Source organism: Dokdonella sp. (genome assembly GCF_051958935.1).
Lineage (GTDB): Bacteria > Pseudomonadota > Gammaproteobacteria > Xanthomonadales > Rhodanobacteraceae > Dokdonella_A.
The window spans coordinates 1-13,789 of record NZ_JBQCFP010000013.1 but is presented as its reverse complement, the minus strand read 5'-3'; the positions used below and the strand labels follow the sequence as shown (position 1 = coordinate 13,789).

General features: G+C 70.1%; 14 protein-coding genes and 1 pseudogene. All 15 read right to left on the bottom strand.

Going from position 1 to position 13,789, the window contains the following annotated elements:
- Window positions 1-218 (bottom strand): annotated as a pseudogene (trpC, locus tag ACTHK2_RS01245) (indole-3-glycerol phosphate synthase TrpC); the annotation flags it as partial.
- A gap of 133 nt (window positions 219-351) precedes the next feature.
- Window positions 352-1,401 (bottom strand): anthranilate phosphoribosyltransferase, encoded by a 1,050-nt coding sequence (gene trpD / locus ACTHK2_RS01240; protein WP_440243852.1) that lies wholly within the window; start codon window positions 1,399-1,401, stop codon window positions 352-354.
- 19 nt (window positions 1,402-1,420) lie between these two features.
- On the bottom strand, window positions 1,421-2,326 hold the full coding sequence (locus ACTHK2_RS01235) for a TolB family protein (protein WP_440243851.1): 906 nt from the start codon (window positions 2,324-2,326) through the stop codon (window positions 1,421-1,423).
- Between the two features lie 25 nt (window positions 2,327-2,351).
- On the bottom strand, window positions 2,352-2,948 hold the full coding sequence (locus ACTHK2_RS01230; protein WP_440243850.1) for an anthranilate synthase component II: 597 nt from the start codon (window positions 2,946-2,948) through the stop codon (window positions 2,352-2,354).
- A gap of 57 nt (window positions 2,949-3,005) precedes the next feature.
- The gene (locus tag ACTHK2_RS01225; RefSeq protein WP_440243849.1) at window positions 3,006-3,257 is read right to left on the bottom strand and encodes a hypothetical protein; all 252 of its coding nucleotides are present in this window, start codon (window positions 3,255-3,257) and stop codon (window positions 3,006-3,008) included.
- Window positions 3,258-3,346: 89 nt separating this feature from the next.
- Complete coding sequence (gene ybaL, locus ACTHK2_RS01220) at window positions 3,347-5,050, bottom strand: YbaL family putative K(+) efflux transporter (RefSeq protein ID WP_440243848.1); 1,704 nt, start codon at window positions 5,048-5,050, stop codon at window positions 3,347-3,349.
- A gap of 232 nt (window positions 5,051-5,282) precedes the next feature.
- Window positions 5,283-5,606: a hypothetical protein gene (locus tag ACTHK2_RS01215; protein WP_440243847.1), complete on the bottom strand. Its 324-nt coding sequence runs from the start codon at window positions 5,604-5,606 to the stop codon at window positions 5,283-5,285.
- Between the two features lie 4 nt (window positions 5,607-5,610).
- Window positions 5,611-6,885, bottom strand: a complete 1,275-nt coding sequence (locus ACTHK2_RS01210; protein ID WP_440243846.1) for a c-type cytochrome — start codon at window positions 6,883-6,885, stop codon at window positions 5,611-5,613.
- A complete protein-coding gene (locus ACTHK2_RS01205) occupies window positions 6,882-7,583 on the bottom strand; it encodes a c-type cytochrome (protein WP_440243845.1) in 702 nt (233 codons plus the stop codon). The genes ACTHK2_RS01210 and ACTHK2_RS01205 overlap by 4 nt, the downstream gene beginning before the upstream one ends.
- 14 nt (window positions 7,584-7,597) lie before the next feature.
- Window positions 7,598-7,807 (bottom strand): twin transmembrane helix small protein, encoded by a 210-nt coding sequence (locus ACTHK2_RS01200; RefSeq protein ID WP_440243844.1) that lies wholly within the window; start codon window positions 7,805-7,807, stop codon window positions 7,598-7,600.
- Between the two features lie 106 nt (window positions 7,808-7,913).
- Window positions 7,914-9,338, bottom strand: a complete 1,425-nt coding sequence (locus ACTHK2_RS01195; RefSeq protein ID WP_440243843.1) for a PLP-dependent aminotransferase family protein — start codon at window positions 9,336-9,338, stop codon at window positions 7,914-7,916.
- A gap of 129 nt (window positions 9,339-9,467) precedes the next feature.
- On the bottom strand, window positions 9,468-10,943 hold the full coding sequence (gene trpE / locus ACTHK2_RS01190) for an anthranilate synthase component I (protein ID WP_440243842.1): 1,476 nt from the start codon (window positions 10,941-10,943) through the stop codon (window positions 9,468-9,470).
- Window positions 10,944-11,031: 88 nt separating this feature from the next.
- Entirely contained in the window at window positions 11,032-11,832 is an 801-nt protein-coding gene (locus ACTHK2_RS01185) for a sialidase family protein (RefSeq protein WP_440243841.1), read from the bottom strand.
- A complete protein-coding gene (locus ACTHK2_RS01180; RefSeq protein WP_440243840.1) occupies window positions 11,804-12,055 on the bottom strand; it encodes a hypothetical protein in 252 nt (83 codons plus the stop codon). Before ACTHK2_RS01180 ends, ACTHK2_RS01185 begins: the two co-directional genes overlap by 29 nt.
- A 251-nt stretch (window positions 12,056-12,306) precedes the next feature.
- Window positions 12,307-13,789: ATP-binding protein (locus ACTHK2_RS01175; protein WP_440243839.1), on the bottom strand; the 1,483-nt coding region annotated here is incomplete at its 5' end.

Sequence of the window (13,789 nt, the reverse complement as noted above, 5' to 3'; positions counted from 1 at the left end):
TCCGCGCGGATCACGCCCTGCGACGGGCTGGCCTTCTTGACCTCGGCGATCACGCCGGCCGCGCTGGCCGCGATCTTCGTTTCCAGCGCAGCGGCGAAACCGCGCGTCGGCGGCAGGTCGGCGACCTGCGCGGAGAGTTCGGCGAGTGGCTGGCGCGCGCTGCGTTCGGCGATCTCTTCGACCTTGCGCGCGTGGCTGCGTTGGCGGATGTCGGACATGCGAGGGCTGAGGCTGAGGGCTGGGGGCTGGGGGCTGGGGGCTGGGGCTGGGCTGAAAAGCGTAGCGGCCATGCTGCTGTCGTGGGAGCGGCTTCAGCCGCGCTGTTCTTCCCAATGATGCGCCAAGACCCACCTAGGCCGGGGACGTTGCCCCTGCGGCGAGCTGCCGCGTCGCGGCGACGAATGCATCGAGCTTCGCACGCGCAGCACCGCTCGCAACGACCGCGCGCGCGCGTTCGATGCCGTCCTGGATCGAGCCCGCAAGGTCGGCCGCGTACAGCGCCGCGCCCGCATTGAGCAGCACGATGTCGCGCGCGACGCCCGGCGTGTCGTCGAGCGCCTCGAGCAGCAGTGCCTTCGACTCGAGCGCGTGCGCGACGCGCAGATTGCGGCTCGAGGCCATCACGAGGCCGAAGTCCTCCGGCTCGATCGCGTATTCGCGCACGACGCCATCGCGCAGCTCGCCGACCATCGTCGCCGCACCGAGCGAGATTTCGTCCATGCCGTCGCGGCCCCAGACGACGAGCGCATGGCGCGCGCCGAGCTGCTGCAGCGCGCGCACCTGGATGCCGACGAGGTCGGGATGGAACACGCCCATGAGGATGTTCGGCGCGCCCGCGGGATTGGTCAGCGGGCCAAGGATGTTGAACAGCGTGCGAACCCCGAGTTCCTTGCGCACCGGTGCGACGACCTTCATCGCCGGATGGTGGTTCGGCGCGAACATGAAGCCAATGCCGGTCTGCGCGAAGCAGCGCGCGACTTCGGCCGGGCCGAGGTCGATGACCGCTCCGAGTGCCTCGAGCACGTCGGCGCTGCCGGACTTCGACGACACGCTGCGATTGCCGTGCTTGGCGACCTTGGCGCCCGCGGCCGCGGCTACGAACATGCTCGCGGTCGAGATGTTGAACGTGTGCGCGCCGTCGCCGCCGGTGCCGACGATGTCCACGAAGTGCGCGGGCGTGCCGACGTCGACCCTCGCGGCGAGTTCGCGCATCACGCGTGCGGCGCCGGTGATCTCGCCGATCGTCTCCTTCTTCACGCGCAATCCGGCGACGATCGCTGCGACCAGCGTAGGGGACACCTCGCCGCGCATGATCTGGCGCATGAGCTCGACCATCTCGTCATGGAAGATCTCGCGGTGTTCGATCGCGCGTTGCAGCGCTTCCTGCGGGGTGATCGGCATGGGTCGGTCGGACTCGCGCTCAGCGCACGCGGTAGTGGATGGAGTGGATGTCGGTTCGCCCCTGCCCGCCTGGCCGCTCGCCGGAGAACAGCAGAACGCCCTGATGCGCGGGATCGATCGACGGGCCGAGGATCCAGCCGCCGTCGACGTTGACGCGCGCGTCGAGCGGTTGCGCGTGCACATAGCGATCGCCGTCGCGCACGGCCGACCACAGCGCGATCGGCGCGTCGTCGACGTCGTCGGAACGCGCGAACACGAGCACGCGGCCACCGTCGAGCCAGGCCGCGTCGAAGTCGTCGCCGGCACCATTGACCTCGCCCGCGATCGGCACCGCGGCCTGCCACGCGCCGTCGCGCCATGCGCTCGTGAACAGGTCGTGTCGGCCCGCACCACCGCGGCCGTTGGTCGAGAACAGCAGGCTGCGGCCGTCGGCGGACGGGCTCGGCGCCCATTCGTCGCCGGCGGAATTGACACCCGCGCCGAGGTTCACTGGCGCACCGAACGTCGCCGATGCCGGATCGAACGCGGCCTGCCAGAGATCGTCGCCACCGTAACCGCCGACGCGATTGGAGAAGAAGTAGACCGTGCGGCCATCGGCCGCGAACGCGGGATCGAACTCGTTCGCGGGCGTATCGAACGCGGCCGCGACGGGTGCGCTCCATGAGCCGTCGTTGCGCCGGCTCATCCAGACGTCCCATCCGCCCGCGCCGCCGGGCCGGTTCGTGCTGCCCCACAGCACGGTGTTGCCGTCGGGGCTGAGCGCCGCGCGGATCTCCGAGTATTCCGACGACACGACGCCGGGCAGGAATACCGACGCATCGCCGTCGAGCTCGACGCGCGCACCGGCCTCGTGCGGCGGTTTCGTCGCACACGCCGCGAGCAACGCGCTTGCGACCGTGGCGGACAGGACATGGCGTGCGTGCATCGCTCCCTCTCCCCGGTGCGGCGCGTCAGGCGGCTTTGGGCAGCGATTGCGCGAGGAAGTTGCGCAGCATCGCATGGCCATGTTCGGTGAGGATCGATTCGGGATGGAACTGCACGCCTTCGATCGGCAGCGTGCGGTGGCGCAGGCCCATGATCTCGTCGAGCGAACCATCCGCATGCTCGGTCCACGCGGTGATTTCGAGGCAGTCCGGCAGCGACGACTGCTCGACCACGAGCGAGTGGTAGCGCGTCGCCTCGAACGGATCGGGCAGGCCGCGGAACACGCCTTTGCCCGCGTGATGGATCGGCGAGGTTTTGCCGTGCATGATCTCCTTCGCGCGGATCACGCGCCCGCCGAATGCCTGGCCGATCGACTGGTGGCCGAGGCAGACGCCGAACACCGGTACCTCGCCACCGAGCCGCTGCAGCACCTCGAGCGACACGCCCGCATCATCCGGCGTGCCCGGCCCCGGCGAGATCACGATCGCCGACGGCCGCAGCGCGCGCAGCGCCGGCAGGGTCATCTCGTCGTTGCGGATCACGCGCACGTCCTCGCCGAGCTCGCCGAAGTACTGCACGAGGTTGAACGTGAACGAATCGTAGTTGTCGATCATTAACAGCATAGAGCTCGCACCTTGTCCATTCTCAATCGACCAACGCCGGTGCTTCCGAAGCATCGACTACGTCATTCCGTCCAGCCGCAAAGCGAGCAGCTCCGCTTTGGTGCGATCCAGCACCGCAAGAAAATCGTCCAGCGGAAACCTCAGAACGGACTCTTCCAGCTCGAAGCGCTCGTCAAGGATTTCGATGTCGATGCCATCGTCCTCTACGCGTCGGAAGAGCTGACATATCCGTTGCTCTCGATAGGCGATCTCGGCAGCCAAGAACGCGTACCCCTCGTGAGTCAGGAACTCGATCCTGAAATCCTTCATGGTCAATGGTGGTCACACCCGTCGCGCCGGTGCCAGAGGACGAGTATACGGCCGAACGGCAGCACGCCCGGGTATGGACGGCTGCGCGCTCAGGCCGCGTCGGGATCGGCCTCGGCGTCGCGCCGCCCGAACCAGCGCGCGAGGCCGTCGACCGACTCGCACATGCTGCGCGCGATCTCGCGCTCGCCCATGACCGCGGCGTCGGCGCCGCAGCCGAGCAGGTAGGCGACTTCCTCGTCCGAATGTGCGCGCGCGAGTACGGCGATCCCCGGGTTCGCCTCGCGCGCATGGCGGATGATCTGCCCGGCCTCGAGGGGCTGCGGGATCGCGACGACGATCGCACGCGCGTGGGCGATGTGGACCGCGGCGAGCTTGTCGACCGCCGCCGCGTTGCCGACGAGCGCAGCGATGCCGAGCGTCCGCGCGCGCTCGACCGCATCCGCGTCGGGCTCGATCAGGGCGAGCGGCATGCCTTCGCCATGCAGGCGCTGGCCGACCAGTGACCCGACGCGGCCGAAGCCGACGAGGATCACGTGGTCGCGTTCGGGCAGCGGCGGCCCCGGCGGCAGGTCGGGCTGGATCGTGGCCGCCGCGGCGGCGTGCGCGGCCTCGCGGCGCGCGACCCAGCGGTCGAGCGCGATGAACAGCAGCGGGTTCGCGCAGATCGAGAGGATCGCGCCGGCGAGCACGAGGTCGCGGCCGTCCTTGGGCAGCAGGCCGAGTTCGATGCCGAGGCCGGCGAGGATGAAGGCGAACTCGCCGATCTGCGCGAGGCTCGTCGCGATCGTGAGGCCGACCTCGGTCGGACGGCCGAACGCGCGCACGATGAGGAACGCGCCGATCGATTTGCCGAAGAGGATGATCGCGAGCACGCCGAGCACGGGCAGCGGCGCGCGCACGAGGATCGACGGATCGAACAGCATGCCGACCGAGACGAAGAACAGCACCGCGAACGCATCGCGGAACGGCAGCGAATCCTGCGCGGCCTGGTGGCTCAGCTTCGACTCGTTGAGCACCATGCCGGCGAAGAACGCACCGAGCGCGAACGACACGCCGAACAGCACCGCCGAGGCATAGGCGACGCCGAGCGCGATGCCGAGCACCGCGAGCGTGAACAGTTCGCGCGAGCCCGTCCCCGCGGTGCGCTCGAGCAGCCACGGGATCGCGCGCCGGCCGAACAGCAGCATCACGGCGACGAATGCGGCGACCTTGGCGAGCGTCAGGCCGAGCGCAGCGTAGAGATTGACGCCGTCTTGCGCGGTGCCGCCGAGCAGGCCCGCGAGCGCGGGAAGCAGCACGAGCGTGAGCACCATCGCGAGATCCTCGACGATGAGCCAGCCGATCGCGATGCGGCCGCGCTGCGTCTCGAGCAGGCTGCGCTCCTCGAGCGCGCGCAGTAATACCACCGTGCTGGCGGTCGACAGCGCGACCCCGAGCACGAGGCCCGCGCCGACGGGCCAGCCCATTGCCCAGGCGAGCAGCATGCCGAGCGCGGTCGCGATCGCGATCTGCACCGCCGCACCCGGTAGCGCGATCGCGCGCACCGCGAGCAGGTCACCGAGCGAGAAGTGCAGGCCGACGCCGAACATGAGCAGGATCACGCCGATCTCCGACAGCTCCGGCGCGAGCGCCTGGTCGGCGACGATGCCGGGCGTGAACGGACCGATCGCGACACCCGCAAGCAGGTAACCGACGATCGGCGGCAGCCGCAGCCGCTGCGCGAGCATGCCCGCGACGTAGGCGAGCACGAATGCGGAGACGAGCGTCGCAATGAGCGGGGTGGCGTGGGTCATGCTGGGCTGGGGCCTAAGGGCTGAGGGCTGAGGGCAAGCACCGCGCCTTCCGGCGCCCTCACGAAGCGCCGGGGCTCGCGCGAGCACGCTTCCGTGGGAGCGGGCGGAAGCCACGATGCTCTTCGCGGCGGCGGCCAAGCCAATCCTACGCGAGCGCGCCGCTCGATGAGCGGCGACGCCATCATGGTTCATTACGTTGGCGCAGGAACCAATGGCACGTGCCTCCCCGCCCTCAGCCCTCGCCCCTGCTCCTGCCCCGCATCCACCGCGCCCGCATGGGCCACGCCAGCGCGAGCACCGCGAGGAACACGCCGTACGCCAGCAGCGTCGCGACGATCTGCCGCCACAGGTGGCCGCCGCTGCCGGTGCCCGCGTCGAAACCCCAGCGCATCGCGAAGATGCTCGCCCCTGCGGCGAGCGCGAGCACGCCGACATCGGCGAGCCAGCGCGCGGCGCCGCGCGGCGCACGCGGCCAGGCGCAGTAGAGGGCGCCGACGATCGCGAATGTCGGAAGGAACAGGATGAACGAGAGTCCGGTTTCGAAGAATGCGTTCATGGATTCAATCGACGATGATGCCCTGCATCGATTCGACGTCCTGCGCGCTGATGCGGTCGTCGCGCCCGCCCCAGCGGCGGCGCAGGTAGTTGATCACCGCCGCGATCTCGTCCGCATCGAGCTGCTGCACGAACGGCGGCATCGAATGCGGTCGCGGCCCGCCATCGAGCGCGACGGGCATGCCGCCATAGAGCACGAGCCGCACCGCATTGGTTGCGTCGGTGGCGGTGGCCGCGACCGAGCCCTGCAAGGGCGGGTACGCACCCGGTTTCCCCTCGCCGTCCTTGCCGTGGCAATCGGCGCACGCATGCGCGTAGGCCTGTGCACCCTTGCTGCCGGGGTCGTCGCTCGCATCGGTGCCGACCGGCGCACGCAGCGGCGCCGGCTCGACCTGCTTGAGGTGGCGCGCGATCGCGAGCGCATCGTCGGGCGTGAGCTCGCGCAGGCTCGCGTAGACGACCTCGGCCATCGGCCCGTACGCGCTGCCATGCGCGGACGTGCCGGTGCGCAGGTAGTCGGCGAGTTCCTGTTCCGAGTAGCGCGCGAGCTGCACGCGATCGAGCGGCGGCGCGTACCAGCCGATACCGGGAATGCGCCCACCCGCGAAGTGGCCTTCCGACGGCAGCGAACCACGCTCACCGCGCGCGCTGTGGCACATCGCGCAGTGGCCGAGACCCTCGACGAGGTAACGCCCACGATCGCTCGGATCGATGCGCGCGTCGCTCGGGCGGTAGTGCAGCATGCGCCAGCCGACCAGCGCGCGGCGCGAATCCGCCGGCGGCTCGAGCCGGTTCGCTGGCGGCTCGGACGCGCTCGCCGGTTGCGTGCGCAACCAAGCATAGATCGCGTCGAGGTCGGCGTCGGCGACTTCGGCGAAGTGCGCGTACGGGAAGACCGGGTAGAGCGCGCCGCGACGCGCCACGCCATGACGCATCACGTGCGCGAATTCATCGGCCGACCAGTCGCCGATGCCGTGATCGGGATCGGGCGTGATGTTGGTGCTGTGGACGGTGCCGATGCCGGTCGCGAACGCACGGCCTCCGGCGAAGGGCGAGCCGCCACGCGTCGTGTGGCAGGCGCGGCAGTTGCCGATGCGCGCGAGGTAGTCGCCACGCGCGAGCGTCGCCGCGTCGGTCGCGACGACGCGCCCGCCGTGCGGAATGCGATACGGCTCGACGCCGCCCTGGCGCGCGAACAGCACGGCCGCGATCGCGACGGCCGCGAGCAGGCACGGCAACAGCAGCCAGGCGAACACGAACAGGATGCGACGCAGCCTCACGGTGTCGCCTCCACCTTCAGCGCGCCGCAACTCACGGGCGGAACGACGCTGCCCGCGGCCGCAGGGCGCAGGCCCGTCGCGTTCGGTTGCTGCGACAGCCACGTCGCGACCGCGCGGATGTCCTCGGGCGAGAGCGCGCGTGCGACGTCCCGCATGCAGTCGGGTTCGCGCGCACGGCGCGAACCGTTGCGCCAGTGGCCGAACTGCGCGACGACGTAGTCGGCAGGCAAGCCTGTCGTCGCCGGGATCCCCGGCTCGACGCCGGCGAGATCAGGTCCGTGGCAGGCGCTGCACGCCGGCACGCCGTGCTCGTGATCGCCTTCGCGCACGAGGCGTTCGGCGCGCGCGCGCCGCTCCGGCGTGAGCTGCGCCGCCCCCGTGTCGGCGGCATTGCTGCGCGGCGGCAACGCGGCGTAGTACGCGGCGATCTCGCGCAGCCAGTCGTCGTCGACGAACTGCACGAGCCAGGTCATCGACGCATTCACGCGGCGCCCGTCGCGAAAGCCCGCGAGTTGCTCGAACAGGTAGCCGGCCGGTTTACCGGCCAGGTGCGGCACGTATTCGGTACCCCGCATGCCTTCACCATGCGCGCCATGGCAGGCCGCGCACGCAGCGAGCCGCTCTGCGATTCCGTCGTCGGCGCACGCCGCCGATGTCGACAGCGCGAGAACGAACACGGCAGCGGATCGGCGATGCATGTCGAGGCGCCGCATCAGCGCGAAAGGCCGTGCGGCTGGATCCAGCCGGTCGCGACGCCGAGCATGACGACGAGGATGAGACCGACCGACAGGCCGATGCGCCAGGTCAGCGCGCGCACGGTGCGACTAGTCGTGCCATGGTCGACGATCATGAAATACAGGCCCGCGCCGAGCTGCCAGAGGATCGCTGCGAAGGCACTGACGATGAGGATCTTGCCGGCCATGGCGGGCTCCCGGTGGTGGATGGTGGCAACGATAGCCGCGCCCGCGGCCGGCAAACCGATCAGTTGGCGCCGAAACGACCGGATCAGACTGCGCGAATTGTCGCACTCAGGCCGGCTTCGCGAGCTGGCCCAGTGCCGCCACGGCCGCCTCGAGGCGCGTGTCGTGCGGATGGCCGAAGTTGAGCCGCAGGTAGCGCTCGAACTGCGCGCGTGACGAAAAGATCGGCCCTGGCGCGACGCTGATCGCCCGCGCCAGGGCGCGCCGGTGTACTTCGAGGGCGTCGACCCCCGCGGGCAACTCGAGCCATAGGAAATACCCGCCATCCGGTCGCGTCGCGCGCGTCGCGGCCGGGAAATGCGTCGCTATCGACGCGAGCATCGCATCGCGTTGCTGAACGAGCGCCCGCCGCAACTTGCGCAGGTGCCGGTCGTAACCGCCATGTTCCAGGTACGCGGCGAGCGTCGCTTCGGCCGGCGTCGACGCGGTGAGCGTGGTCGACAGCTTGAGCCGCGCGACGGTGCGCAGATGGCGACCTGGGGCGATCCAGCCGATGCGATAGCCCGGCGCGAGGGATTTCGAGAACGACGAGCAGTGCAGCACGAGGCCGGCGCTGTCGTACGCTTTGGCCGGCGGCGGCCGGCGCGTACCGAAGTACAGTTCGCCGTAGACGTCGTCCTCGATCAACGGCGTGACGTGTCGCGCGAGCAGCGCGACGAGTTCGCGTTTCTTCGCGTCCGGCATGAGGCTGCCGAGCGGATTCTGGAAGTTCGTCATGAGCCAGCACGCAGCCGGCCGCTGGCGTTCGAGCACGTCGGCGAGCGCACCGAGCTCGATGCCTTCGCGTGGATGGGTCGCGACTTCGATCGCACGCAGGCCACGCTGCTCGAGCGCCTGCAGCACGGCGTAGAACGTCGGCGACTCCACCACGACCGCATCCCCCGGCCTGGTCACCGCGGCAAGGCCGAGATGCAATGCCTCCATCGCGCCGTTGGTGACGACGAGTTCGTCCGCGTCGATCGCCAGGCCGTCGACGAGGTAGCGCAAGGCGATCTGCCGGCGCAACGCGGCATTGCCGAGCAGGAGGTGGTCGACGCTCGCGCGCGGATCGAGCCGCTGGACGGTCGATGCCATCGTCTTGGCGAGGCGTGCGAGCGGGAACAGCGTCGGGCTCGAGAACGCCGAGCCGAGCGGCACGACGTCGCGCCGCATCGTCGCCTCGAGGATCGTGAACACACGCTCGCCGACGTCGACCGCGATCGAATCGCTTTGCGGCGACGACGCCTGTTCGAGCGACGGTGGCGGCACGGTGGCGACGTAGTAGCCGGACCTCGCCTGGGCGCGGATCAGGCCGCGCGCTTCGAGGCGGTAGTACGCCTGGAACACGGTTGACGAGTGCACGCGCCGGCTCGCCGCGGCCTGGCGTACCGACGGCAGGCGGTCACCCGCGCGCAGCGTGCCTGCACGGATCGACGCTTCGATCTCGTCGGCGAGGGTCTCGTAGCGTTTCGGCGGGCGTTCGCGATCGTGCAAGCCTGAAGCGTGACGCAAGGGGGTGCTGCGATCAAGCGGCGATCAGCCGCTTCGCCCACGACGCTGGAAATTCGTCGGATCCCGCGCTGCGCAGTTGATCCGCCAACGAAGTGGGCGGCGGCGTGCGGCTCACAAGCCGCCGGCGGCCTGTGCCACCGCGCGGAACAGCGCGCGGCCCTTGTTCATCGTTTCCTCCCACTCCTTCGCGGGGTCGGAGTCGTACACGACGCCGCCGCCGGCCTGGACGTAGAGACGTCCATCCTGGATGACCGCGGTGCGGATCGCGATGGCGGTGTCTGCATCGCCGTTCCAGCCGATGTAGCCGATCGCGCCGGCGTAGATGTTGCGCTTGTGTGGCTCGAGCTCCTGGATGATCTCGATCGCGCGGACCTTCGGCGCGCCGCTGACCGTGCCGGCCGGGAACGTCGCTTTCAGCACGTCCATGTAGGACAGGCCCTCGCGCAGCTCGCCTTCGACCTGGCTGACGATGTGCATCACGTGCGAGTAGCGCTCGATCACGAAGCTCTCGGTGAGCCTGACGGTGCCGGTCCGGCTGACGCGGCCCACGTCGTTGCGGCCGAGGTCGATCAGCATGAGGTGCTCGGCGCGCTCCTTGGTGTCGGCGAGCAGTTCCTGCTCGAGCGCGAGATCCTCCTCGGGCATCCTGCCGCGCGGGCGCGTGCCGGCGATCGGCCGCACGACGACGCGGCCCTGCTTGAGGCGCACGAGGATCTCCGGCGACGAGCCGACGATCTGCGTGCGGCCGAGGTCGATGAAATACATGTACGGCGATGGATTGAGCGCGCGCAGCGCGCGGTAGACGTCGACCGGGCGCGCACGGAACGGCACCGACAGGCGCTGCGACGGCACCACCTGGAAGATGTCGCCGGCACGGATGTATTCCTTCGCGCGCTCGACCATCGCCTCGTATTGTTCGCGCGTGAAGCTCGATTCGAAATCCGCTTCGCCCAAGCCCTTCGGATCGAGCACGTCGGGATAGCCGGAGCCGGAATGGCGCAGGCGGAACGCGAGTTCGTCGAGGCGCCGGCGCGCGCGCGCGTACGCCTGCGGTTGCGCCGGATCGGCGTGCACGATGAGGTAGAGGCGGCCCTTGAGGTTGTCGAACACCGCGACTTCTTCGCTCAGCATGAGCAGCGCGTCGGGCGTGCCGAGTTCGTCGCGCTTGTCCTCGCGCGCGAGGCGCGGCTCGATCCAGCCGATCGTCTCGAAACCGAAATGTCCGACGAGGCCGCCGCTGAACGCGGGCAGGCCCGGCACGCTCGCCACCTTGTACGCGGCGCGGATGCGCTCGATCTCGCCGAGCGGATCGTCGAGCTCGCGCGATTCGACCACGTCACCGAGCTCCTCGATCGTGAGGGTGCGTCCGCGCAGCACGTGCACGCGCCGGCACGGCAGGCCGATGATCGAATGGCGTCCCCAGTTCTCGCCGCCCTCGACCGACTCGAACAGGTACGAGTACGGCCCGTCGGCGAGCTTGAGGTAGACCGACAGCGGCGTGTCGAGATCGGACAGCACCTCGCGCACGAGCGGGATGCGGTTGTATCCCTGCGCGGCGAGCGCGGCGAATTCTTCCTGCGTGATCACGGGCCGGTTCTCGGGATGAGCGGCCCGCGAAGATAACAGGGCGTGCTGCGGCGCGACAGAGACCGCGCCGTGCGCCGGCCTATGGCGCTCAGCCCGGATCGAAGCCGTCGGCGAAGACCACGTCGAAGACCATCACATTCGGCTCGAACACGATGTCGTGGCTGAGGCTGCCCGCGGGCGTATCGCGGCCCCAGTAGAGCTCGACCGAGGTCGACGACGTGCCGACGAGCGGGTGCGGTTCGACATCATCCTCGCCCGGTGTATCGGTGAGCGTGATCGCGTCGTCCCAGGTCGCGCCATCGGTCGAACGGCGCACTGCGAGGTCGAACTGGCTGCCGTTTTCGCGGATCCAGAACAGCGCGAACGCACCGTCAGGCATGACCACGGGCAGCGAGTCGTGATTGTTGCCGCTCAACGCGAAGTCCTGCGGCGCGGCACTCCAGTCGTGCACGTCGGTGCTCGTCTTCACGTACATCGACAGGGCGGTGCTGCCGACCTGGTAGCTCGCGAGGTAGAGCCCATCGCTCTCGCGATAAGCGATGCGCGGCAGCTGGCTACCCGTGGCGATCGACGTCTTGAGCTGGTCCCAGGTCGCGCCGCCATCGCTCGACTGCGCGACGAAGCTGCCACCCGACAGGCGCTGGTAACTCATCGTCAGGGTACCGTCGGCATGCCGGATCACGTGCGGGTTGACCTCGCCGCCGGTTGCCCAGCCGAGGTCCAACGGGTTCTGCTCGGCGAACGCGACGCCATCCGTGCTCGTCGCGCGCCAGAGGCGGAAGGTCGAACTGCCACCGCTTCCCTTGAGGTAGAAGAGTGCGTAGCTCGATGGTGCAAGCTGCACCAACGATGGGTGTCGCTCATTCGCCGTCGTCGCAATGATCGGCACCGGCGCGCTCCAGGTCGCGCCGTCGTCGGTCGACCGCGTGAGCAGGAGATCGCCGCTGAGCGCAGGCGGACAAACGCTCGAAGACGACGATGCGCGCGCCGTCGTCGCTCGAGCGGATCACCGACGGCATGTAGTCGATCTCGTCGCCGCTCGTGACGGATTCGGCCGCGTGCGTGGCGGCGGCGCAGAGGAATGCGCCTGAAAGCACTGCAACAGACTTCATGCAACGACCCCGGGTTCGCGGACGACAGGCGATTACGACATCGAACACGCGAAACGGCACGCCGCGGTGCGGCATGCGTTGGCGAAAATGCGCTCAGCCTTGCGCGCCTCCCCACCATGCAGGACCGCGTAGGGCGGATCAAGCCGCGCAGCGGAGCACCCTCCTTTGCTCCGCCACGTCGTCGCAGGGGGCGGCTCCGGCCTTCGGCCTTGAGCCGCCCTGCCGGCCCGCGCCCCAAAAGAGCGTCGCCGCTAACCCGTGGCGTCGGCCAGCCGCCGCCGCGGCATCCCCGCCATGTCGAGCAAGAACGCGACGCCGCTGCCGTCGGCGAGGTTGGCGGCGTCGGCGTGGCCCTGGTGGAGCTCGGCGACGAGGCGCACTACGTAGAGGCCGAGTCCGAGATGCGGTGCCGCACCGCTGCCGCGCGCGCTGCTCTCGCGCATCGACACGAGCGAGTCGAACAGGCGCTCCTGCATCGCCGCGGGCAGCGATGGTCCCTGGTTGGCGAGGCGCACGACCGCACCGGCCGCGTCGGCCTGCAGCGACAGCGAGATCCAGCCGCCTGGCGGGGTGAACGAGCACGCATTGTCGAACAGCTTGTCGAGCGCCTGCGCGACGAGTTCGGGCGCGCCGTGGAACGGCACCGGCGTCGGCGGCAGCTCGAGGCGCAGCTCGCGACCGTCGCAGAGTGCGCGATAACCCTCGGCGCAGCCGGCGACGAGTGCGCGCAGGTCGAAGTCCTCCGCGTCGGCCGAGGCGATCGCGCGCTCGACGCGGCTCGCTTCGCTCATCGCGCGCACGATCGTGCCGAGCCGCTCGGCACCGTCGCGCGCTCGCGCGAGGTATGGCCGCGCGGCGGCGGGCACGTCGTGGTGCTCGAGGTTGTCGAGCGAGGACTTGACGATCGCGAGCGGCGTGTTGAGCTCGTGCGAGAGTTTCGAGGCGAGCGTTCGCAGGTAGTCGGTGTAGGCGGCGACCTCGTCGACGAGCCTGGCGAAGCTGCGCGCGAGGTCGCCGAGCTCGTCCGGCGCGTCGGCGAGCGGCATCGGGCCGCCCAGACGTCCGGACGTCCGCACCGCGCGCTCGGCCGCATTGCGCAGGCGGCGGATGCGCAGCGACAGCGACGCGCCGAACGCGAGCAGGATCGCGAGGGCGATCGCGAGCGCGACGAGGGTCGAGCCGGCGAGCCCAACCAGCGCGCGGTTGGCGAGCAGCGGCAGCGCGCGGTTCGCCTGTTCGAGCACGAGGGCACCGTGCTGGCCGTCGGCCGACTGCAGCGGGATCGCCGCCGTCAGCACGACCGCGCCGCCGCGATCGACCGCGCGCCAGCTCGTCGCCGGCACGCCGGACAATGCCTGCCAGACCTCGCTCGCATCGAGGCGCGGTCGCTCGCCGTCGAGCGCGGCCGAGCCGCCGAAGCCGGGCGCGATGAGCACGCGGTAGACGAAATTGGCGAAACCGCCCGGCCCGTCGCGCGCGGCGACGCCCGCGGCGTTGAGCTTGCCCGCGTCGGCGACGAGCCAGCCGTCGGCAGCGACGAGGCGTGTGCGCGTGTGCGCGGGCACGAGCGGCTGCAGCGAGCGCGCGGCGCCGTCGTCGTAGGCGATCACGCGGCGCGGTTCGGGCGGCGTCGCGTCGGCCTGCGCCGAATCGTGCACGGCGAAACCGATGCGCTCGGGCATCACGCCGCGCGGCAGGCGCAGCTCGATGCGGTAGCCGGAACCGTCCTCCTGC

Coding starts and splice junctions, on each gene's coding strand:
- trpD (WP_440243852.1), bottom strand. CDS start 1,401: ATGCCGATCACCCCGCAGGAAGCGCTGCAACGCGCGATCGAACACCGC.
- ACTHK2_RS01235 (WP_440243851.1), bottom strand. CDS start 2,326: ATGCACGCACGCCATGTCCTGTCCGCCACGGTCGCAAGCGCGTTGCTC.
- ACTHK2_RS01230 (WP_440243850.1), bottom strand. CDS start 2,948: ATGCTGTTAATGATCGACAACTACGATTCGTTCACGTTCAACCTCGTG.
- ACTHK2_RS01225 (WP_440243849.1), bottom strand. CDS start 3,257: ATGAAGGATTTCAGGATCGAGTTCCTGACTCACGAGGGGTACGCGTTC.
- ybaL (WP_440243848.1), bottom strand. CDS start 5,050: ATGACCCACGCCACCCCGCTCATTGCGACGCTCGTCTCCGCATTCGTG.
- ACTHK2_RS01215 (WP_440243847.1), bottom strand. CDS start 5,606: ATGAACGCATTCTTCGAAACCGGACTCTCGTTCATCCTGTTCCTTCCG.
- ACTHK2_RS01205 (WP_440243845.1), bottom strand. CDS start 7,583: ATGCATCGCCGATCCGCTGCCGTGTTCGTTCTCGCGCTGTCGACATCG.
- ACTHK2_RS01200 (WP_440243844.1), bottom strand. CDS start 7,807: ATGGCCGGCAAGATCCTCATCGTCAGTGCCTTCGCAGCGATCCTCTGG.
- ACTHK2_RS01180 (WP_440243840.1), bottom strand. CDS start 12,055: ATGAAGTCTGTTGCAGTGCTTTCAGGCGCATTCCTCTGCGCCGCCGCC.